This is a genomic window from Streptomyces lasalocidi (genome assembly GCF_005280215.1).
Classification (GTDB): domain Bacteria; phylum Actinomycetota; class Actinomycetes; order Streptomycetales; family Streptomycetaceae; genus Streptomyces; species Streptomyces longwoodensis.
In genome coordinates, this window is sequence record NZ_SZNQ01000001.1 from 2,911,335 (window position 1) to 2,933,056 (window position 21,722).

Below are 21,722 nucleotides of genomic sequence, written 5' to 3' on the forward strand. Positions count from 1 at the left end.
GGCGGCTGGTATGACTGGGGGCATGGAGGAAGCAGCCGCCGAGTCGGCCATCGACATGTTCCTGTCCGCGTTCAACGTCCCGGACGACCGCCACGTGACCGAGCTGCTTTCCCAGGCCCTCACCTCCGACGTGGTGTTCTTCGGGCCGCTGGGGCGCAGCGAGGGCGTGGCGGCGGTCGAGCGGTTCGTGCGCGAGCTGCGCCGCCACCCGGCCGGGCCCGGCACCATGATCCGCTGCTCGGGCGTCGACATGCCCGGCGAGTGGGCCCGCTACCGGTGGGCCTTCACCACGCCCGGGGACGGACCGCGCCTGGCCGGCACGGACGTCGTCCACCTGCGGCGGGGCCTGATCGACCAGATGATCGTCTTCGCGGGCGACATCGAACCGGCCGCGGCGGACGCCTGACCGTCCGCCCCCGGCGCCTCAGTCGGTCCGGGGGACGCGGACCACGCCCTCCTGGATGACCGAGAGGGCCAGGCGGCCGTCCTGGGTGTAGATGCGGGCCTGGCCGAGGCCGCGGCCGCCGTGGGCCGAGGGGGACTCCTGGTCGTACAGGAGCCACTCGTCGGCGCGGAACGGGCGGTGGAACCACATGGCGTGGTCCAGCGAGGCCCCGACGACGTCGCCGACCGCCCAGCCGCCGCGCCCGTGGGCGAGCAGCACCGAGTCGAGCAGCGTCATGTCGGAGACGTAGGTGGCGAGCACCACGTGCAGGAGCGGGACGTCGACCGCGCCGTCGAGCTTGCCGTTGGTGCGGAACCAGACCTGCGAGTGCGGCTCGCGCGGTGCGCCGAACCGTCCGTACGGCGGCTCGTCGACGTAGCGCAGGTCGATCGCCTCGCGCGCCTCCAGGAACCGCTCGACCACGTCCGGGTCGAGGTGGTCGTAGCCGCGCAGCCGCTCCTGCGAGGTGGGCAGCGTGGCCGGGTCGGGGGCGGGCGGCATCGGCACCTGGTGGTCGAGCCCCTCCTCGTGCGTCTGGAACGACGCCGACAGGAAGAAGATCGGCCGCCCGTGCTGGACGGCGACCACGCGCCGCGTGGTGAAGGAGCGGCCGTCGCGGATGCGCTCGACGGTGTAGACGATCGGCGCGCCGGGGTCCCCGAGGCGCAGGAAGTACGCGTGCAGGGAGTGGGCGTGCCGGTCCCCGGGGACCGTCCGCCCGGCGGCGACCAGCGCCTGCGCCGCGACCTGCCCGCCGAAGACGCGGGGCACGACGGCGGAGCGGGACTGGCCGCGGAAGATGTTCTCCTCGATCTGCTCGAGGTCGAGCAGATCGAGGAGGTCCTGGAGTGCCTGGCTCATGAGGAGTAGTTGTACCCGCCAGTGATGACGGGCGTCCTACAGGCCCATGTCCTTGGCGATGATCGTCTTCATGATCTCGCTGGTGCCGCCGTAGATGCGGTTGACGCGGTTGTCCGCGTACAGGCGGGCGATCGGGTACTCGTTCATGTAGCCGTAGCCGCCGTGCAGCTGGAGGCAGCGGTCGATCACGCGGTGGGCGACCTCGGTGCAGAACAGCTTGGCTGAGGCGGCCTCGGCGGGGGTGAGCTCCCCGGCGTCCAGGGCCTCCAGGGCGCGGTCGGCGACGGCCTCGGCGGCGTCGACCTCGGCCTGGCAGGCGGCCAGCTCGAACTTGGTGTTCTGGAAGTGCGCGACGGGCTTGCCGAAGACGGTGCGGTCCTGCACGTACTGCTTGGCGAACCGGACCGCGGCCTTGGCCTGCGCGTAGGCGCCGAAGGCGATGCCCCAGCGCTCGGAGGCGAGGTTGTGGCCGAGGTAGTAAAAGCCCTTGTTCTCCTCGCCGAGCAGGTCCTCCACGGGCACCTTGACGTCGACGAACGCCAGCTCGGCGGTGTCGGAGGTGCGCAGGCCCAGCTTGTCCAGCTTGCGGCCGATGGAGTAGCCCTCGGACTTGGTGTCCACGGCGAACAGGGAGATGCCGTGGCGGCGGTCCTCGGCGGTCGGCGCGGCGGTGCGGGCGCAGACGATGACCTTGTCGGCGTGCACACCGCCGGTGATGAAGGTCTTGGAGCCGTTGAGGACGTAGTGCGTGCCGTCCTCGGAGAGCCTGGCGGTGGTCTTCATGCCGGCCAGGTCGGAGCCGGTGCCCGGCTCGGTCATGGCGATGGCCCACATCTCCTCGCCGGTGACGAACTTCGGCAGGTACCACTTCTTCTGCTCGTCCGTCGCCAGCATCTTGATGTACGGCAGGGCGAGCAGCACGTGCACGCCGGAGCCGCCGAACTGGACGCCCGCGCGGGCCGTCTCCTCGTACAGGACGGCCTCGAACTTGTGGGTGTCCAGGCCCGCGCCGCCGAACTCCTCGGGCACGCTGATGCCGAAGACGCCCAGGTCGCCGAGCTTGTAGTAGAAGTCGCGCGGCGCCTGGCCCGCGGCGAACCAGTCGTCGTACACCGGTACGACCTCGGCCTCGATGAAGGCGCGAAGGGTCTCCCGGAACGCCTCGTGATCCTCGTTGAACACCGTACGGCGCACGCCGCCACCTCCACGTACCTTCAGCCGGGCCCTGTCTAAGCGCTTGCTCAGAGTCGAGCGTACCGACGGGTAGCCGAACCGTCCAGAGGCCCCCCGCCGTAACGCTCGTCACGCTCACCGCACGGACGGCCCCAGCCGCAGCACCGTCTCGCAGCCCACGTCCTGCCGGAACTCCACGACACCCTGCCGGTACCAGAACCGGCACCCGGAGAGCCTGCCGCGCACGGGCCCGGTCACCCGGACGCGCGTCCAGACGTAGGCGCCGGCCTGCCCGTGCGGGGCGACGACGAACGGCCGGGCGGGTCCGACGGCGAGGTCCTGGATGACGCCGAGGGCGTAGCCGCCGGTCTGCCGGAGGGTGGCGGTGCCGTAGCGCACCACCTCCAGCCCTTCGGGCACCCGCTGCATGCGCATGCGCAGCACGGTGAGCGGCCGGTCCGTGCCGTTCTCCGGGAGCGGTCCGCCCACCCAGTACTCGTCGCCGACCTGCGCGTGCTCGTAGCCGACGAGGAAGGAGGCCTGCGCCGGCAGCGCGATCCCGTCCCCCTGCGGGTAGTCCCGCGCCCGGTCGCCCCCGGCGGCGGCCGTCAGCGCCGCCGTCACGGCGAGTGCCGCCAGCCCGCGCAGCACGCGTCGGCCCTTCGATGTCGCAGCCGCGTCGGTTCCCACGGCTCCCCCCTCCACTCGGTGCAGGGGGCATCAGATCATGCGGCTGACCTGCGTGAACAGTCCGGGCTGGACGAGTGGCCGGGCGACGGCGGCCGGCTACTCCCCGCCTGCCGCCGCGAACGCGCCGCGGGCCATGCGGTGGAGCTGGGTCGCCGTGGCGGTGCGGCCGGGGAGGGTGCCGGTGCGGCCCAGGTGCGGGGTGGAGTTGAGCAGGCCGAAGACGGAGTGCACGGCCGAGCGGGCCGAGGGCTCGGTCAGGGCCGGGTAGACCTCGCGGACGACGGAGACCCACAGCTCGACGTACTGGCGCTGGAGCTGGCGCACCAGCTTGCGGTCGCTGTCCCGGAGGCGGTCCAGCTCCCGGTCGTGCAAGGTGATCAGGGGACGGTCGTCGATGGCGAAGTCGATGTGGCCCTCGATCAGCGAGTCGAGGACCTCCTCGGCGCCGGCCACGCCGTCGGCCTCCGCCAGGCGCCGCCTGGCCCCCGTCAGCAGCTGGCCGCTGATCCCGACCAGCAGCTCGGCGAGCATCGCGTCCTTGCCCGCGAAGTGGCGGTACAGACCGGGCCCGCTGATGCCCACGGCCGCGCCTATCTCGTCGACGCCGACACCGTGGAAGCCGCGCTCCGCGAAGAGCCGGGCGGCCTCCTTGAGGATCTGCTCGCGCCGCGTGGGGGCGTCGGTCCTGGTGGTCATGGATCGATTCTAGACAGGGAGGTTAGCGGTCGTTAACCTGAGAGAAATGCGTTAACGCTCATTAACAAGGTGAGGGGTTCGCAAGGATGCACGAGGCACCGGAGCTGACGAGCGCGGCAGACCCCGCGTCGGAGGCCTGGCGGGCCAACGAGCGGGCGCACCTGGCGCTCGTCGAGGAGCTGCGCGCCAAGCTGGCCGCGGCGGCGCTGGGCGGCGGGGAGAAGGCCCGCGCCCGGCACACCGCGCGCGGCAAGCTGCTGCCCCGGGACCGGGTGGACACCCTGCTCGACCCCGGTTCGCCGTTCCTGGAGCTGGCCCCGCTGGCGGCCGACGGGCTGTACGAGGGGCAGGCCCCGGCGGCCGGGGTGATCGCGGGGATCGGCCGGGTCTCCGGGCGCGAGTGCGTGGTCGTGGCCAACGACGCCACGGTCAAGGGCGGCACGTACTACCCGATGACCGTGAAGAAGCACCTGCGCGCGCAGGAGGTGGCCCTGGAGAACCGGCTGCCCTGCGTCTACCTGGTGGACTCCGGCGGCGCCTTCCTGCCGATGCAGGACGAGGTCTTCCCTGACCGCGAGCACTTCGGGCGGATCTTCTACAACCAGGCGCGGATGTCGGGCGCCGGCATCCCGCAGATCGCGGCCGTGCTCGGCTCCTGCACGGCCGGCGGGGCGTACGTCCCGGCGATGAGCGACGAGGCCGTGATCGTGCGCGGCCAGGGCACGATCTTCCTCGGCGGCCCGCCCCTGGTGAAGGCCGCCACCGGTGAGGTCGTCACCGCCGAGGAACTGGGCGGCGGCGAGGTCCACTCCCGGGTCTCCGGCGTCACCGACCACCTCGCGGAGGACGACGCGCACGCGCTGCGGATCGTGCGGACCATCGTCGAGACTCTCCCGGCCCGCCCCGCCCCGCCCTGGGAGGTGCGCACCCCCGTCGAGCCGAAGGTCGACCCCCTCGGGCTGTACGGCGCCGTCCCGGTCGACTCCCGCACCCCCTACGACGTGCGCGAGATCATCGCCCGGATCACCGACGGCTCCCGGTTCGCGGAGTTCAAGGCGGAGTTCGGGCAGACCCTGGTCACCGGGTTCGCCCACGTCCACGGCCACCCGGTCGGCATCGTCGCCAACAACGGCATCCTGTTCTCCGAGTCCGCCCAGAAGGGCGCCCACTTCATCGAGCTGTGCGACCAGCGCGGCATCCCGCTGGTGTTCCTGCAGAACATCTCGGGCTTCATGGTCGGCAAGGACTACGAGGCCGGCGGCATCGCCAAGCACGGCGCCAAGATGGTCACCGCCGTCGCCTGCGCGCGCGTGCCGAAGCTGACCGTCGTGGTCGGCGGGTCCTACGGCGCGGGCAACTACTCCATGTGCGGCCGGGCCTACTCGCCCCGCTTCCTGTGGATGTGGCCCAACGCCAAGATCTCCGTGATGGGCGGCGAGCAGGCCGCCTCCGTCCTCGCCACCGTCAAGCGCGACCAGCTGGAGGGCCGGGGCGAGGAGTGGTCCGCCGAGGAGGAGGAGTCGTTCAAGGCGCCCGTCCGCGCGCAGTACGAGCGCCAGGGCAACGCCTACTACGCCACCGCCCGCCTGTGGGACGACGGGGTCATCGACCCGCTGGAGACCCGGCAGGTGCTGGGTCTCGCGCTGACCGCCTGTGCCAACGCGCCCCTGGGTGACCCCCAGTTCGGCGTCTTCCGGATGTAAGAGGGGCTGCCCGACCATGTTCGACACCGTGCTCGTCGCCAACCGGGGCGAGATCGCCGTGCGCGTGATCCGTACGCTGCGGACGATGGGCGTGCGCTCGGTCGCCGTCTTCTCCGACGCGGACGCCGACGCGCGGCACGTCCGGGAGGCCGACACCGCCGTCCGGATCGGCCCGCCGCCGGCCGCCGAGAGCTACCTGTCCGTGGAGCGGCTGCTGGAGGCGGCCGCCCGCACCGGCGCCCAGGCCGTCCACCCGGGCTACGGCTTCCTCGCGGAGAACGCCCGCTTCGCCCGCGCCTGCGAGGAAGCGGGGCTGGTCTTCATCGGTCCGCCCGCGGACGCGATCGCGCTGATGGGCGACAAGATCCGCGCCAAGGAGACCGTGCGCGCGGCCGGCGTGCCGGTCGTGCCCGGCTCCAGCGGCAGCGGCCTGACGGACGCCCAGCTCGCCGAGGCGGCCCGGGAGATCGGCATGCCCGTGCTGCTCAAGCCGTCCGCGGGCGGCGGCGGCAAGGGCATGCGGCTGGTGCGGGACGCCGCCGCGCTGGCCGATGAGATCGCCGCCGCCCGCCGTGAGGCCCGCGCCTCCTTCGGCGACGACACGCTCCTGGTGGAGCGGTGGGTGGACCGGCCCCGGCACATCGAGATCCAGGTCCTGGCCGACGGCCACGGCAACGTCGTCCACCTCGGCGAGCGCGAGTGCTCGCTCCAGCGGCGCCACCAGAAGATCATCGAGGAGGCGCCGAGCGTGCTCCTCGACGAGGCCACGCGCGCGTCGATGGGCGAGGCGGCCGTCCAGGCGGCCCGCTCCTGCGGCTACCGGGGCGCGGGCACGGTGGAGTTCATCGTGCCGGGCGGCGACCCGTCGTCGTACTACTTCATGGAGATGAACACCCGCCTCCAGGTGGAACACCCGGTCACCGAGTTCGTCACCGGGCTCGACCTGGTGGAGTGGCAGCTGCGGGTGGCGGCCGGGGAGCGGCTGGGCTTCGGTCAGCAGGACGTGACGCTGACCGGGCACGCCGTCGAGGCGCGGATCTGCGCCGAGGACCCGGCGCGCGGCTTCCTCCCCTCGGGCGGCACCGTGCTGCTGCTGCGCGAGCCGCAGGGCGAGGGCGTGCGCACCGACTCCGGGCTCAGCGAGGGCACGGAGGTGGGCAGCCTGTACGACCCGATGCTGTCCAAGGTGATCGCCCACGGCCCCGACCGGGAGACCGCGCTGCGCCGGCTGCGGGCGGCCCTCGCGGAGACGGTCACGCTGGGCGTGCCGACCAACGCCGGGTTCCTGCGCCGGCTGCTGGCCCATCCGGCGGTCGTGGCGGGCGAGCTGGACACCGGCCTGGTGGAGCGGGTGGTGGACGACCTGGTGACCACCGAGGTCCCCGACGAGGTGTACGAGGCCGCAGCGGCCGTCCGGCTCGACGCGCTGCGGCCGCGGACCGGCGGCTGGGTGGACCCGTTCTCCGTGCCGAGCGGCTGGCGGCTGGGCGGGCGGCCCAAGCCGGTCGCGTTCCCGCTGCGGGTCCCGGGCCTCGACCCGGTCACGCACGCGTGCGCCGGCGACGCCCACGTGGGACCCGACCGGGTCGGCGTGACGCTGGACGGGGTGCGCCACACCTTCCACCGCGCCGCCGACTGGCTGGGCCGCGACGGCGACGCCTGGCAGGTGCGCGACCACGACCCGGTCGCCGCCTCACTGGGCCGGGCGGCGCACGCGGGCGCGGACTCGCTGACCGCGCCCATGCCGGGCACGGTCACCGTCGTGAAGGTCGCGGTCGGCGACGAAGTGACCGCGGGCCAGAGCCTGCTGGTGGTGGAGGCGATGAAGATGGAGCACGTCGTCTCCGCGCCGCACGCCGGCACGGTCACCGAGCTCGACGTCACGCCCGGTGCCACGGTCGCCATGGACCAGGTGCTGGCCGTGATCGCACCGACGGAGGAGGCGGACGGGTGAGCCACGACCAGCTGCCCATGACCGTGCCGGCCGAGGGCCTGCCCGCACGGGTGCGGATCCACGAGGTCGGCGCGCGCGACGGCCTGCAGAACGAGAAGACGGCCGTGCCGACGGAGGTCAAGGCGGAGTTCATCCGCCGACTGGCCGACGCGGGCCTGACCACCATCGAGGCGACCAGCTTCGTGCACCCCAAGTGGGTGCCCCAGCTCGCCGACGCCGAGCAGCTGTTCCCGATGGTCAGCGGACTCGGCGGGGTGCGGCTGCCCGTGCTGGTGCCCAACCGGCGCGGACTGGACCGGGCGCTCGCCCTCGGCGCCCGCGAGGTCGCCGTCTTCGCCAGCGCCACGGAGACCTTCGCCCGGGCCAACCTCAACCGCACCCTCGACGAGTCCCTCAGCGTGTTCGAGCCGGTGGTGCGGCAGGCCAAGGACGCGGACGCGCACGTGCGGGGCTACGTGTCGATGTGCTTCGGCGACCCCTGGGAGGGCGCGGTGCCGCTCGACCAGGTCGTCCGGGTCTGCCGCGCGCTGCGCGACATGGGCTGCGACGAGCTGAGCCTGGGCGACACCATCGGCGTCGCCACACCCGGCCACGTGCGCGCGCTGCTGACCGGGCTGAACGCCGCGGGCGTGCCGACGGACGTCATCGGTGTGCACTTCCACGACACCTACGGCCAGGCCCTAGCCAACACCCACGCCGCGCTGCTGCACGGCGTGAGCACCGTCGACGCCTCCGCCGGCGGCCTCGGCGGCTGCCCGTACGCCAAGTCCGCCACCGGCAACCTCGCCACGGAGGACCTCGTGTGGATGCTGCGGGGTCTCGGCATCGACACCGGAGTCGATCTCGGCCGCCTCGTCGCCACCAGCACGTGGATGGCCGGCCACCTGGGCCGACCCAGCCCGTCCCGCACCGTCCGAGCCCTGTCCCACGAGGACACCGAGGAGCACTGAGCACCATGGACTTCAAGCTCTCCCCCGAACTGGAAGAACTCCGCCGCACGGTCGAGGCGTTCGCGCACGACGTGGTCGCGCCGAAGATCGGCGACTTCTACGAGCGGCACGAGTTCCCGTACGAGATCGTCCGGGAGATGGGCCGGATGGGCCTGTTCGGGCTGCCCTTCCCCGAGGAGTACGGCGGCATGGGCGGCGACTACCTGGCGCTCGGCGTGGCCCTGGAGGAACTGGCCCGGGTGGACTCCTCGGTGGCCATCACCCTGGAGGCGGGCGTCTCGCTGGGCGCGATGCCGCTGCACCTGTTCGGCACCGAGGAGCAGAAGCGCACCTGGTTGCCCCGGCTGTGCGCGGGCGAGATGCTCGGTGCCTTCGGCCTGACCGAGCCGGACGGCGGCTCGGACGCGGGCGCCACCCGCACGACGGCCCGGCTGGACCCGGACACCGACGAATGGGTGATCAACGGCACCAAGTGCTTCATCACCAACTCCGGCACGGACATCACCGGGCTGGTCACGGTGACCGCGGTCACCGGCCGCAAGCCCGACGGCCGGCCGCGCATCTCCGCGATCATCGTGCCCTCCGGCACACCCGGCTTCACGGTCGCCGCGCCCTACTCGAAGGTCGGCTGGAACGCCTCGGACACCCGGGAGCTGCACTTCGACGACGTGCGGGTCCCGGCGGCGAACCTGCTGGGCGAGGAGGGCCGCGGCTACGCGCAGTTCCTGCGCATCCTGGACGAGGGCCGCATCGCCATCGCGGCGCTCGCCACGGGTCTGGCGCAGGGCTGTGTGGACGAGTCGGTCAAGTACGCCAAGGAGCGGCACGCCTTCGGCCGTCCGATCGGCGCCAACCAGGCCATCCAGTTCAAGGTCGCCGACATGGAGATGAAGGCCCACACCGCCCGGCTCGCCTGGCGGGACGCGGCGGCCCGGCTGGTGTCGGGCGCGCCGTTCAAGAAGGAGGCGGCGCTGGCCAAGCTGTACTCGTCGACGGTGGCGGTGGACAACGCCCGGGAGGCCACCCAGATCCACGGCGGCTACGGCTTCATGAACGAGTACCCGGTGGCCCGGATGTGGCGGGACTCCAAGATCCTGGAGATCGGTGAGGGCACGAGCGAGGTGCAGCGCCTGCTGATCGCACGGGAGTTGGGCCTCGTGGGCTGACGCCCCGTCCGGCGCGGGCGGCTCCGGCGAGGGGCTCGGGGCGGGCCACCCCTGGACAAGATCTGAGGTTAGGCTAACCTATCTTCGACTTGTCCGGCGGGTGATCCGCCCTGTTCGAAAGCAGCGAACCATGTCCAACGCCAGAGCCAGCCACCTCACCCGCCGCGGCATCCTCGCCGCCGGCGGCGCCCTCGGCCTCGGGGCCGTCCTCGCGGCCTGCGGGGACGACGACGGGAAAAGCGGCGGTGGCTCGGACTCGACGGCGTCCGCGGCGGCCAAGTCCGGTCCCTGGACGTTCAAGGACGACCGCGGCACCACCGTGAAGCTGGGCAAGGCCCCGTCGGCCATCGTCGCCTTCACCGGCGTCGCCGCCGCCCTGTACGACTACGGCATCCAGGTCAAGGGCGTCTTCGGGCCGACCAGGACCTCCGCCGGCAAGGCCGACGTCCAGGCCGGCGACATGGACATCAGCAAGGTCGAGATCCTCGGCAACGTCTGGGACGAGTTCAACGTCGAGAAGTACGCGGCCCTGCGGCCGGACGTGCTGATCTCCACGATGTTCGACGCCACCGGCACCCTCTGGTACGTCCCCGAGGCGTCCAAGGACAAGATCGCCAAGCTCGCCCCGAGCGTCGGCGTCTCCGTGTACGACCGTCAGCTCACCGCGCCGCTGCAGCGCATGTGGGAGCTCGCCGAGTCGCTGGGCGCCGACCTGACCGCGGCGAAGGCCACCGACGCCAAGAAGCGCTTCGAGGAGGCGGCGACCCGGCTGCGCGCCGCCGCCAAGGCCAAGCCGGAGATCAAGGTGATGGCCGGCTCGGCGAGCCAGGAGCTGTTCTACGTCTCCGGCACCGACCTCTCCATCGACCTGGAGTACTTCAAGGCCCTCGGCGTGAACTTCGTCGAGCCGCCGGAGAGCGCGAAGAAGCAGGGCGGCGGCTGGTACGAGTCGCTGAGCTGGGAGAACGTCGACAAGTACCCGGCGGACATCATCATGATGGACGACCGCACCTCGGCCATCCAGCCGGCCGACATCACCGAGGCGACCTGGAAGCAGCTGCCCGCGGTCAAGGCCGGCCAGGTCATCGCCCGCTCGCCGGAGCCGATCCTCTCCTACGACAAGTGCGTGCCGCTGCTCACCGCCCTCGCCGAGGCCCTGGAGAAGGCCAAGAAGGTCAGCTGAGCACCACCTGGCGGGTCACCCCCCCTCCCGACCGAGGAGCACCGATGACCACAGCCGTGGCCGCCCCGTTCCGCTTCTTCTCCCTGCGGGTCGTGACGACGAGGCGGCTCGGCCCGTCCCTGGTCCGGGTCACCTTCGGGGGCGGGGACCTGCGGCACTTCCGCTCCGACGGCCGCGACCAGTCGCTGTCGCTGTTCCTGCCGCACCCGGGGCAGGACGCCCCGCGCGTCCCCGTCGAGCTGGGCGACGGCTGGTGGCAGGCGTGGCGTGAACTCCCCGACGGCGTACGGGCCGTGATGCGGTCGTACACCCTGCGGGCGCTGCGCCGGGACCCCGACGAGATCGACGTCGACTTCGTCCTGCACGAGCCCGCCGGGCACGCCTCCCGGTGGGCCGCGGGCGCGCGCGCCGGCGACCCGGTGGTCCTGCTCGGGCCCGCGGTCGCCGACAACCGGGCGATCCGGTTCCGGCCGCCCGGGGACACCGACCTGGTGCTGCTGTGGGGCGACGAGACGGCGCTGCCCGCCGTCGCCGCGATCCTGGAGTCCCTGCCGCCCGGCCGGCGCGTGCGCGCCTGGCTGGAGGTGCGCGACCGCGGGACGGTCCAGGACCTGACGACCCCGGCGGACGCCGAGGTCACCCGGCTCGTACGGCGCGACGGCTCCCCCATGGCCGTCGACGCCGTACGGGCCGCCCACCTGCCGCCCGCGCACCGTCCGTACGTCTGGATCGCGGGCGAGTCGGGGTCCGTCAAGGCGCTGCGCCGGCACTTCACCGCGGAGCGCGGGATCGACCGGCGGCGGGTCACGTTCGTCGGGTACTGGCGCGAGGGACTCACCGAGGAGCAGCTGCGCGAGGTGGAGTGACGGACGCCAACTCCCGTGGGTGACAGCGGAGTTGGAAACGTGAGAACGATCACGCAGGGGCGGTGTCCCGGTAAACGAACTTAGGTTAGGCTTACCTAAGTTCAACCGAGGCTCCGCCCCTGATCCGTCCCCCAGCGGACCGTCCCCACCCCCGGAGGGCCCCACCATGCGCTCGCACCTGCTCAATGACACGACCGCGGAGCGGTACCGCCGCACCGTGACCGAAGGAGTCGAGCGGGTGGCCGCCCACCTCGCCGCCACCGACCGGCCGTTCACCGGCATCACGGTCGACGCCCTCGCGCCCCGCATCGACGGCATCGACCTCGACCGGCCCCTGTACGACACCGCGGCGGTGCTCGACGAGTTGGAGGAGGTCTACCTCCGCGACGCCGTCCACTTCCACCACCCCCGCTACCTCGCCCACCTCAACTGCCCCGTCGTCATCCCGGCCCTCCTCGGCGAGGCGGTCCTCACCGCCGTCAACTCCTCCCTCGACACCTGGGACCAGTCGGCCGGCGGCACCCTCATCGAGCGCAAGCTCATCGACTGGACGGCCGCCCGCATCGGCCTCGGCCCCGCCGCCGACGGCGTGTTCACCTCCGGCGGCACCCAGTCCAACCTCCAGGCCCTGCTGCTGGCCCGCGAGGAGGCCAAGACCGACGACCTCGCCTCCTTGCGCATCTTCGCCTCCGAGGTCAGCCACTTCAGCGTGCAGAAGTCCGCGAAACTGCTGGGCCTCGGACCGGACGCCGTCGTCACCCTCCCCGTCGACCACGACAAGCGCCTGCACACCGTCGCCCTCGCCCGCGAACTGGAGCGCTGCCGCCGCGACGGCCTCGTCCCCATGGCCGTCGTCGCCACCGCCGGCACCACCGACTTCGGCTCCATCGACCCGCTGCCCGAGATCGCCGACCTGTGCGCCCGGTACGGCACCTGGATGCACGTCGACGCCGCCTACGGCTGCGGACTGCTCACCTCCCTGAAGCACCGGGACCGCATCGACGGCATCGAGCACGCCGACTCGGTCACCGTCGACTACCACAAGTCCTTCTTCCAGCCGGTGAGTTCCTCGGCCGTCCTGGTCCGCGACGCCGCCACCCTGCGGCACGCCACCTACCACGCCGAGTACCTCAACCCCCGCCGCATGGTGCACGAGCGCATCCCCAACCAGGTGGACAAGTCCCTGCAGACCACCCGCCGCTTCGACGCCCTCAAGCTGTGGACGACCCTGCGCGTCATGGGCGCCGACGGCATCGGACAGCTCTTCGACGAGGTGTGCGACCTCGCCGCCGAGGGCTGGGAACTGCTCGCCGCGGACCCGCGCTTCGACGTCGTCGTCGCGCCCTCGCTGTCCACCCTGGTCTTCCGCTACGTCCCCGCCGCCGTCACCGACCCCGCCGGGATCGACCGCGCCAACCTCCACGCCCGCAAGGCCCTGTTCGCCTCCGGGGACGCCGTGGTCGCGGGCACCAAGGTCGGCGGCCGCCACTACCTGAAGTTCACCCTGCTCAACCCCGAGACGACGACCGGCGACATCGCCGCCGTCCTCGACCTGATCGCCGGCCACGCCGAGCAGTACCTGGGAGAGTCCCTTGACCGCGCTTCCTGAGTCCACCGACGCCACGGGGAAGACCTACGACTTCGTGGGCATCGGGCTCGGCCCGTTCAACCTGGGCCTCGCCTGCCTCACCGAGCCCATCGCCGAACTCGACGGCGTCTTCCTGGAGTCCAAGCCCGACTTCGAGTGGCACGCCGGCATGTTCCTCGACGGCGCCCACCTCCAGACGCCGTTCATGTCGGACCTGGTCACCCTCGCCGACCCGACGTCGCCCTACTCCTTCCTCAACTACCTGAAGGACAAGGGCCGGCTGTACTCGTTCTACATCCGCGAGAACTTCTACCCGCTGCGGGTCGAGTACGACGACTACTGCCGCTGGGCCGCCCACCAGCTCGGCAGCATCCGCTTCGGCACGACGGTCACCGAGGTGACGTACGACGAGGACGACGCCGTGTACGCCGTGCGCACCGAGGGCGGCGACACCTACCGCGGCCGCCACCTGGTCCTCGGCACCGGCACCTCCCCCCACCTGCCCGAGGCCGTGCGCGGACTGGACGGCGACTTTCTCCACACCTCCCGCTACGTGCAGCACCGCGACGCGCTCCGGCAGAAGGAGTCGATCACCCTGGTCGGCTCCGGCCAGTCCGCCGCCGAGATCTACCACGACCTGCTCAGCGAAATCGACGTCCACGGCTACCGCCTGAACTGGGTGACCCGCTCCCCGCGGTTCTTCCCGCTGGAGTACACCAAGCTGACGCTGGAGATGACGTCCCCCGAGTACGTCGACTACTACCGCGCCCTGCCCGAGGCCACCCGCTACCGGCTCACCCAGCAGCACAAGGGCCTGTTCAAGGGCATCGACGGCGACCTGATCAACGACATTTTCGACCTGCTCTACCAGAAGAACCTGGCCGGCCCGGTCCCCACCCGCCTGCTCACCAACTCCGCGCTCACCGGGGCCCGCCACGAGAACGGCACCTACACCCTCACCTTCCGCCAGGAGGAGCAGGGCAAGGACTTCGAGCTGTCCGGCGACGGCCTGGTCCTCGCCACCGGCTACCACTACACCGAGCCCGCGTTCCTCGCCCCCGTCCGCGACCGCCTGGTGTACGACTCCCACGGCAACTTCGACGTCGCCCGCAACTACGCGATCGACGTCACCGGCCGGGGCGTCTTCCTGCAGAACGCCGGCGTCCACACCCACAGCATCACGTCCCCCGACCTGGGCATGGGCGCGTACCGCAACAGCTACATCATCAGCGAACTGCTCGGCACCGAGTACTACCCGGTCGAGAAGACGATCGCCTTCCAGGAGTTCTCCGCATGACCACCCCCCACACCTTCACCTTCCGCCCCCTGGACCCCCTGAGCGACGGACGGCTCGTGCACTCCTGGGTCACGCATCCCAAGGCCGCGTTCTGGATGATGCAGGACGCCCGGCTGGAGGACGTCGAGCGGGCCTACAGGGAGATCGCGGCCGACGAGCACCACGACGCGTTCCTCGGGGAGCGGGACGGGGTGCCGGCGTTCCTGATGGAGCGGTACGACCCGGCCCACCGCGAGCTGGTCGGGCTGTACGAGGCGCGGCCGGGGGACGTCGGGATGCACTTCCTGACGCCGGCGACGGACCGGCCGGAGCACGGGTTCACGCGGGCCGTCATCACCGCGGTGATGGCCTACCTCTTCGCGGACCCGGCGGTGCGGCGGGTGGTCGTCGAGCCGGACGTGGCGAACACGGCCGTGCACGCCCTCAACGAGGCCGTCGGCTTCGTGCCCGAGCGGGAGGTGCGGAAGCCGGAGAAGCGGGCGCTGCTGAGCTTCTGCACCCGGGAGCAGTTCCTCGCGGCGACGGGGGTGTCCGCATGAGCCCCGCCGACGCCGTGGCCCACCTCTCCCCCGAGCGCTGGGAGTCGGCCAACCGCCTGCTGGTGCGCAAGGCGCTCGCCGAGTTCGCGCACGAGCGGCTGATCACGCCCGAGCCGGAGGGCGAGGGGTACGTCGTGCGCAGCGACGACGGGCTGACCGCGTACCGGTTCACCGCCGTGCGCCGGGCGCTGGACCACTGGCAGGTCGACGCCGGCTCGATCACCCGCACCCGCGCCGGGGAGGAACTGCCCCTGGCAGCATTGGACTTCTGCATCGAGCTGCGGCAGTCGCTGGGGCTGAGCGACGAGATCCTGCCGGTGTACCTGGAGGAGATCTCCTCGACGCTCTCGGGGACCTGCTACAAGCTCACCAAGCCGCAGGTCCCGGTCGCGGAGCTGGTCCACGCCGGGTTCCAGGCGATCGAGACGGGGATGACCGAGGGCCACCCCTGTTTCGTGGCGAACAACGGGCGGCTCGGCTTCGGCGTCCACGAGTACCTGTCGTACGCCCCGGAGACGGCGAGCCCGGTGCGGCTGGTGTGGCTGGCGGCGCACCGTTCGCGGGCCGCGTTCACGGCCGGGGCGGGCATCGACCACGAGTCGTTCCTGCGGCAGGAGCTGGGCGAGGGGACTGTCGAGCGGTTCCACGGGCAGCTGACCGCGCAGGGCCTGGACCCGGCCGACTACCTGCTGATCCCGGTGCACCCCTGGCAGTGGTGGAACAAGCTGTCGGTGACCTTCGCCGCGGAGGTCGCCCGGCGCCACCTGGTGTGCCTGGGCGAGGGCGAGGACGAGTACCTGGCCCAGCAGTCCATCCGGACGTTCTTCAACACCTCGCACCCCGAGAAGCACTACGTGAAGACGGCGCTGTCCGTGCTCAACATGGGCTTCATGCGCGGTCTGTCGGCCGCGTACATGGAGGCGACGCCCGCCATCAACGACTGGCTGGCCCGGCTCGTCGAGGGCGACCCGGTGCTGAAGGCGACGGGCCTGACGATCATCCGGGAGCGGGCGGCGGTCGGCTACCGGCACCTGGAGTACGAGCAGGCGACGGACCGCTACTCGCCGTACCGCAAGATGCTGGCGGCGCTGTGGCGGGAGAGCCCGGTGCCGTCGCTCGCGCAGGGCGAGTCGCTCGCGACCATGGCGTCGCTGCTGCACGTGGACCACGAGGGGGCGTCGTTCGCGGGCGCGCTGATCGAGCGCTCGGGGCTGGCGCCGGCGGAGTGGCTGCGGCGCTACCTGCGGGCGTACTACACGCCGTTGCTGCACAGCTTCTACGCCTACGACCTGGTGTACATGCCGCACGGGGAGAACGTGATCCTGGTGCTGCGGGACGGGGTGGTGCAGCGGGCCGTCTACAAGGACATCGCCGAGGAGATCGCGGTGCTGGACCCGGACGCGGTGCTGCCGCCGGAGGTGCGGCGGATCCGGGTGGAGGTGCCCGAGGACCAGAAGCTGCTGTCGGTCTTCACGGACGTCTTCGACTGCTTCTTCCGCTTCCTGGCGGCCCAGCTCGCCGCCGACGGCGTCCTGGCGGAGGACGGCTTCTGGCGCACGGTCGCCGAGGTCACCCGGGAGTACCAGGAGGCGACGCCGCAGCTCGCCGAGAAGTTCGCCCGGTACGACCTGTTCGCGCCCGAGTTCGCGCTGTCCTGCCTGAACCGGCTGCAACTGCGCGACAACCGGCAGATGGTGGACCTGGCGGACCCGTCCGGCGCGCTCCAGCTGGTCGGCACCCTGGAGAACCCGATCGCCGGGTACTGATCCCCCCGAGCCGGGCGGCTGGGAGGATCGCCCCATGGCGGAGATCCTCCAGAAGGACGGCACGTGGGCGTTCGACGGCGACGCCCTGCGGCTGACCCCGGGACGGGACAAAGGGGTCAGCCTCCTGCGCGGCACCCTGGGTGAACTCGTCGTCCCGCTGGAGGCGTTGGCGGGGATCTCGTTCGAGCGGGGCCGCAGGGCGGGCCGGCTGCGGCTGCGGCTCCGCGACGGCGCCGACCCCCTCCTCCTGGCGACGGGCGGCCGCCTGGCCGAGCCGCACGACCCGTACCGGCTGGTCGTCGAGCCGGACCGGTACGGCGTCGCCGAGTACCTGGTGGACGAGGTGCGCACCGCGCTGACCCTGGACCGGGTGCCGGCCGACCCGGTGGACGCCTACCTGCTGCCGGGGCCCGCGGTGCCGCTGTCGGTCGCCGCCGGGGACGGCAAGGTGAGCTTCGACGGGGAGCGCGTGCAGCTGGAGTGGAACTGGAAGGCGGAGGAGGCCAAGACGTCCGTCGGGACGCGCACGCTGGCGCTGGCCGACGTGGTCGGCGTGGAGTGGTGGCCGTCGCTGCGCCTGCAGAACGGGTTCCTGCGCTTCACGGTGCGCGGCGCGCCCGCCAAGGTGCCGCCGAAGTACGACCCGAACGCGGTGGAGCTGTGGGGGTTCCGCAAGGACCCGCTGATGGCGCTGGTGGCGGCGGCCGTGCAGGCGCGGCTGCCGCACCCGGCGGCGGTGCGGGCGGAGCCGGCGCCGCCCGTGGCCCCGGCCGCGGACGACGGGGACCACGACGTGCTGCTGCGGCGGCTGCGCGAGCTCGGCGATCTGCACCGCTCGGGCGTGCTGACCGACGAGGAGTTCACCCGCGCCAAGCGGGCGGTCCTCGACCGGATGTGAGGACCGCCCGCCCGGCGTGATCGGCGCCCCCTGGGGCTACTTGGCCCGGCGGGCCACCGTGAAGTGGTCGATGCGGTCGCCGGTCTCGGCGATGCCCTGGACCGTCAGGGTGGTGTAGTGCCCCTTGGGGGCGGGGGTGACGTCCACGCGCAGGAACGAGTAGTTGAGGTAGCGCACCCGGGACCAGGCGACGGTCTCGTTGACCTTGCCGTCCTTGGTGTTGACGAACGAGGCGACCGCGTCGACCTCGTGCTCGTGGCCCTCGTAGGAGTCGGGGGCGGTGAAGGCGTACAGGCTGCGGCCCGCGGCGCCGGCGGTGACGTAGACGACGCCCTCGGTCTCGGGGTAGGCGGTGCCGCCGATGGGGAGCTTCTTGGTGACGGTGTCGCCCTTGATGACGTCGGTGCGCTCGTACTGGTGGTTGTGGCCGTTGATGACGAGGTCGACCTGGTACTTCTCGAACAGCGGCACCCACTCCTGGCGCACGCCGCCCTCGGAGGCGTGGGCGGTGGAGGTGCAGTAGGCGCAGTGGTGGAAGAAGACGACGACGAAGTCGATGTCCTTGGCCGCGCGGTACTTCTTCAGCTGGGTCTCGAACCACTTCGTCTGGGTTCCGCCGGAGATGCCCAGGTTCGCTGGGATCTCGAAGGAGACGTCGTTGGGGTCGAGGGAGATGATCGCGGTGTTGCCGTGGACGAAGGAGTAGACGCCCGGCAGGTTCTTCTTGTCGGGCCCGTTGTCGGGGAGGGTGAAGCGGGCCTCCTCGCCGCCGTAGCCGTTGGGCGAGTACCAGGCCTCCATGTCGTGGTTGCCGTAGGAGACCATCCACGGCACGGACTTGGCGACCGACTCGGTCTGGGCGAGGAACTGGTCCCAGGTGCGCGCGTCGAAGCCCGTGTCGGCGGTCTTGCCGGCGCCGGAGGGGTCGGCGTAGGCGATGTCGCCGGCGTGCAGGTGGAAGGCCGGGTTCTGGCCGAGGATCAGGGCGTCGTTGGCGAGGCCGTGGTAGCTGACGCCCTGGTCGCCGAAGGCGGTGAAGGTGAACGGCGCCTTGTGGGCGGGGGCGGTGGTGAACGTGCCGAGGGTGCCCAGCAGGTGGGGCTCGGCCGGGTCGAAGCCCGCGTGGCCGACGCCGTAGTAGTAGGTGCGGCCGGGCTTGAGGCCGGCCAGCTTGGCGTGGACGTAGTACTGGGTGTGGTCTGCGCTCGCGCCGACGCCGGCCGGGGTGTACAGGGTGCGGACCTCGGCGCCGATCCGGTGGGAGAGGTCCCAGGGGTGGGCGCCGATGCGCAGGAAGGGCTTGTCGACGGCGACCGGCACCTGCCAGGAGACGGTCATCTCGGTGCGGGGGTCGTTGCCGTAGGCGAGGTGCCGGCCGAAGGGGGCGACGAGGCGGCCGTCGATCTTCTGGGCCGAGGGCGCGGTGGAGCGGATGGGAACGGCGGCCCGGGCGGTGGCGCCCGGGACGAAGGCGCCGCCGACCACGGCACCGAGGGTGACCGCGCCGCCGCGCATCATCGTGCGCCGGGAGAAGCGGGAGCGCAGGTACTCGTGCTGCTCGGCCATGCTCATGCGGTCGGCGAGCTGGTCGGGTACGCCCATGCGAGGAATGTCCATGACGACTGAAAATCGTCTCCTCGGGCGACCATTCGCGGGACGCCGGGTGGACGGGCGCCGAACAAGGGCTCATGAGAGTCTCAATGTTCCGCCAAGACTTGTTCCCAGGCGCTTGCCCGAAATCGGGCAGGTTCCTTGCGAAAGTCGCTCCGGTACCCCAGGATCTACCGGGTGCACGACGAGCTTGTTGATCACCTGACCCGCACCACGCCCCTCAGCAGGGGCGAGGCGCTGCGGGTGGTCCAGGACGTGCTGGCCTATTTCGACGAGACGACCGAGCAATACGTCCGTCGCCGCCACCGCGAACTCCAGGCCCAGGGACTGGTGAACGCGACGATCTTCGAACGGATCGAGGCGGACCTGAAGTACCGCGCGGTGGCGCCGCCGGAGCTCACGCTCCGTCAGCTGCGGCGCATCGTCTACGGCTGAGCCGCAGCCGTGGGCCGCCTCCCGGGCGGCCGGGACCGAGCCGAGAACTGAAGAGGAACACCCTTACATGTGCGGAATCGTCGGATACATCGGGAAGCGTGATGTCGCCCCCCTGCTGCTGGAGGGCCTGCAGCGCCTGGAGTACCGCGGCTACGACTCGGCGGGCATCGTCGTCAGCTCCCCGAAGACGCCGGCCCTGAAGATGGTCAAGGCCAAGGGCCGGGTGCGCGACCTCGAGGCCAAGGTGCCGGCCCGCTTCAAGGGCACCACCGGCATCGCCCACACCCGCTGGGCCACCCACGGCGCCCCCTCCGACGTGAACGCCCACCCGCACCTGTCGGCCGACAGCAAGGTCGCCGTGGTGCACAACGGCATCATCGACAACGCCGCCGACCTGCGCCGCAAGCTCGAGGCGGACGGCGTGGAGTTCCTCTCCGAGACCGACACCGAGGTGCTCACCCACCTGATCGCCCGCGCGCAGGCCGACAAGCTGGAGGACAAGGTCCGCCAGGCGCTGCACGTGGTCGAGGGCACCTACGGCATCGCCGTGATGCACGCCGACTTCCCGGACCGCATCGTCGTCGCCCGCAACGGCTCCCCGGTGGTCCTCGGCATCGGCGAGAAGGAGATGTTCGTCGCGTCCGACATCGCCGCGCTGGTCGCCCACACCCGGCAGATAGTGACGCTGGACGACGGAGAGATGGCCACCCTCAAGGCCGACGACTTCCGCACCTACACCACCGAGGGCACCCGCACCACCGCGGAGCCCACCACCGTGGAGTGGGAGGCCGCCTCCTACGACATGGGCGGCCACGACACCTACATGCACAAGGAGATCCACGAGCAGGCCGACGCCGTGGACCGCGTGCTGCGCGGCCGCATCGACGACCGCTTCTCCACCGTGCACCTCGGCGGCCTCAACCTGGACGCCCGCGAGGCGCGCCAGATCCGCCGGGTGAAGATCCTCGGCTGCGGCACCTCCTACCACGCGGGCATGATCGGCGCCCAGATGATCGAGGAGCTGGCCCGCATCCCCGCGGACGCCGAGCCCGCCTCGGAGTTCCGCTACCGCAACGCGGTCGTCGACCCCGACACCCTGTACATCGCCGTCTCCCAGTCCGGTGAGACCTACGACGTCCTCGCCGCCGTGCAGGAGCTCAAGCGCAAGGGCGCCCGCGTCCTCGGCGTGGTCAACGTGGTCGGCTCGGCGATCGCCCGCGAGGCGGACGGCGGCGTCTACGTGCACGCCGGCCCCGAGGTGTGCGTGGTGTCCACCAAGTGCTTCACCAACACCACGGTCGCCTTCGCCCTGCTCGCCCTGCACCTGGGCCGCACCCGTGACCTGTCGGTGCGCGACGGCAAGCGGATCATCGAGGGGCTGCGCAAGCTGCCCGGGCAGATCGCCGAGATCCTCTCCCAGGAGGAGGAGATCAAGAAGCTGGCCGACGAGTTCGCCGAGGCCCGCTCGATGCTCTTCATCGGCCGCGTCCGGGGCTACCCGGTGGCCCGCGAGGCGTCCCTGAAGCTCAAGGAGGTCTCCTACATCCACGCCGAGGCCTACCCCGCCTCCGAGCTCAAGCACGGTCCGCTGGCCCTGATCGAGCCGGCGCTGCCGACGGTCGCGATCGTCCCCGACGACGACCTGCTGGAGAAGAACCGCGCGGCCCTGGAGGAGATCAAGGCCCGCCACGGCCAGATCCTGGCCGTCGCCCACCAGCACCAGGAGAAGGCCGACCGCACGATCGTCGTGCCGAAGAACGAGGCCGAGCTCGACCCCATCCTGATGGGCATCCCGCTCCAGCTCCTCGCCTACTACACGGCGAAGGCCCTGGGCCGCGACATCGACAAGCCGCGCAACCTGGCGAAGTCGGTGACGGTCGAGTAGGACCCCGGATCGAGTC

The 21,722-nt window shown here is 71.7% G+C and carries 19 protein-coding genes; 14 read left to right on the forward strand and 5 right to left on the reverse strand.

The genetic code is table 11. The features are described from left to right. Nucleotides 1–22 precede the first annotated feature (22 nt). Complete coding sequence (locus E4U91_RS12885; RefSeq protein ID WP_137306983.1) at nt 23–406, forward strand: nuclear transport factor 2 family protein; 384 nt, start codon at nt 23–25, stop codon at nt 404–406. A gap of 18 nt (nt 407–424) precedes the next feature. Here E4U91_RS12885 and E4U91_RS12890 read toward each other — a convergent pair whose 3' ends face one another. The 4 genes from E4U91_RS12890 to E4U91_RS12905 all read right to left on the reverse strand — a co-directional run bounded on the left by E4U91_RS12890 (nt 425) and on the right by E4U91_RS12905 (nt 3,865). Further along, the gene (locus tag E4U91_RS12890; protein WP_137306984.1) at nt 425–1,306 is read right to left on the reverse strand and encodes an acyl-CoA thioesterase; all 882 of its coding nucleotides are present in this window, start codon (nt 1,304–1,306) and stop codon (nt 425–427) included. Nucleotides 1,307–1,342: 36 nt separating this feature from the next. Beyond that, nucleotides 1,343–2,500: an acyl-CoA dehydrogenase family protein gene (locus tag E4U91_RS12895; RefSeq protein ID WP_137306985.1), complete on the reverse strand. Its 1,158-nt coding sequence runs from the start codon at nt 2,498–2,500 to the stop codon at nt 1,343–1,345. A gap of 114 nt (nt 2,501–2,614) precedes the next feature. Beyond that, on the reverse strand, nt 2,615–3,169 hold the full coding sequence (locus E4U91_RS12900) for a hypothetical protein (RefSeq protein WP_137306986.1): 555 nt from the start codon (nt 3,167–3,169) through the stop codon (nt 2,615–2,617). Nucleotides 3,170–3,265: 96 nt separating this feature from the next. Further along, on the reverse strand, nt 3,266–3,865 hold the full coding sequence (locus tag E4U91_RS12905) for an SACE_7040 family transcriptional regulator (RefSeq protein ID WP_137306987.1): 600 nt from the start codon (nt 3,863–3,865) through the stop codon (nt 3,266–3,268). A gap of 86 nt (nt 3,866–3,951) precedes the next feature. Between E4U91_RS12905 and E4U91_RS12910 the strand changes: the two genes are divergently transcribed. From E4U91_RS12910 to E4U91_RS12960, 11 genes are all read left to right on the forward strand, one after another. Next, complete coding sequence (locus E4U91_RS12910; protein WP_137306988.1) at nt 3,952–5,568, forward strand: carboxyl transferase domain-containing protein; 1,617 nt, start codon at nt 3,952–3,954, stop codon at nt 5,566–5,568. A gap of 16 nt (nt 5,569–5,584) precedes the next feature. Continuing rightward, nucleotides 5,585–7,522, forward strand: coding sequence for an acetyl-CoA carboxylase biotin carboxylase subunit (locus E4U91_RS12915; protein WP_137306989.1), 1,938 nt, complete (start codon nt 5,585–5,587; stop codon nt 7,520–7,522). A 17-nt stretch (nt 7,523–7,539) separates the two neighbouring features. Then, a complete protein-coding gene (locus E4U91_RS12920) occupies nt 7,540–8,472 on the forward strand; it encodes a hydroxymethylglutaryl-CoA lyase (protein WP_174867928.1) in 933 nt (310 codons plus the stop codon). A 5-nt stretch (nt 8,473–8,477) separates the two neighbouring features. Further along, the gene (locus E4U91_RS12925; protein WP_137306991.1) at nt 8,478–9,638 is read left to right on the forward strand and encodes an acyl-CoA dehydrogenase family protein; all 1,161 of its coding nucleotides are present in this window, start codon (nt 8,478–8,480) and stop codon (nt 9,636–9,638) included. A gap of 130 nt (nt 9,639–9,768) precedes the next feature. Beyond that, the gene (locus E4U91_RS12930) at nt 9,769–10,821 is read left to right on the forward strand and encodes an ABC transporter substrate-binding protein (protein WP_137306992.1); all 1,053 of its coding nucleotides are present in this window, start codon (nt 9,769–9,771) and stop codon (nt 10,819–10,821) included. Nucleotides 10,822–10,865: 44 nt separating this feature from the next. Beyond that, nucleotides 10,866–11,687 carry a siderophore-interacting protein gene (locus tag E4U91_RS12935; RefSeq protein WP_137306993.1) on the forward strand — a complete coding sequence of 274 codons (822 nt, stop codon included), beginning with the start codon at nt 10,866–10,868 and terminating at the stop codon, nt 11,685–11,687. 166 nt (nt 11,688–11,853) lie between these two features. Beyond that, entirely contained in the window at nt 11,854–13,296 is a 1,443-nt protein-coding gene (gene desA, locus E4U91_RS12940) for a lysine decarboxylase DesA (RefSeq protein ID WP_137306994.1), read from the forward strand. Continuing rightward, nucleotides 13,280–14,572 carry a lysine N(6)-hydroxylase/L-ornithine N(5)-oxygenase family protein gene (locus E4U91_RS12945; RefSeq protein ID WP_137306995.1) on the forward strand — a complete coding sequence of 431 codons (1,293 nt, stop codon included), beginning with the start codon at nt 13,280–13,282 and terminating at the stop codon, nt 14,570–14,572. Before desA ends, E4U91_RS12945 begins: the two co-directional genes overlap by 17 nt. Continuing rightward, complete coding sequence (locus E4U91_RS12950; RefSeq protein WP_137306996.1) at nt 14,569–15,111, forward strand: GNAT family N-acetyltransferase; 543 nt, start codon at nt 14,569–14,571, stop codon at nt 15,109–15,111. Before E4U91_RS12945 ends, E4U91_RS12950 begins: the two co-directional genes overlap by 4 nt. Beyond that, the gene (locus E4U91_RS12955) at nt 15,108–16,877 is read left to right on the forward strand and encodes an IucA/IucC family protein (RefSeq protein ID WP_137306997.1); all 1,770 of its coding nucleotides are present in this window, start codon (nt 15,108–15,110) and stop codon (nt 16,875–16,877) included. The genes E4U91_RS12950 and E4U91_RS12955 overlap by 4 nt, the downstream gene beginning before the upstream one ends. A 34-nt stretch (nt 16,878–16,911) precedes the next feature. Continuing rightward, a complete protein-coding gene (locus E4U91_RS12960) occupies nt 16,912–17,775 on the forward strand; it encodes a DUF4429 domain-containing protein (protein WP_137306998.1) in 864 nt (287 codons plus the stop codon). Between the two features lie 36 nt (nt 17,776–17,811). Here the strand turns inward: E4U91_RS12960 and E4U91_RS12965 are convergent, their stop codons facing one another. Further along, a complete protein-coding gene (locus E4U91_RS12965; RefSeq protein WP_137306999.1) occupies nt 17,812–19,377 on the reverse strand; it encodes a fibronectin type III domain-containing protein in 1,566 nt (521 codons plus the stop codon). Between the two features lie 186 nt (nt 19,378–19,563). On the opposite strand from E4U91_RS12965, the gene E4U91_RS12970 reads away from it, so the two are divergent. Both E4U91_RS12970 and glmS read left to right on the forward strand, forming a co-directional pair. Then, nucleotides 19,564–19,821, forward strand: coding sequence for a hypothetical protein (locus E4U91_RS12970; RefSeq protein WP_137307000.1), 258 nt, complete (start codon nt 19,564–19,566; stop codon nt 19,819–19,821). A 67-nt stretch (nt 19,822–19,888) separates the two neighbouring features. Next, nucleotides 19,889–21,706: a glutamine--fructose-6-phosphate transaminase (isomerizing) gene (gene glmS, locus E4U91_RS12975; RefSeq protein WP_137307001.1), complete on the forward strand. Its 1,818-nt coding sequence runs from the start codon at nt 19,889–19,891 to the stop codon at nt 21,704–21,706. Nucleotides 21,707–21,722: the final 16 nt, after the last annotated feature.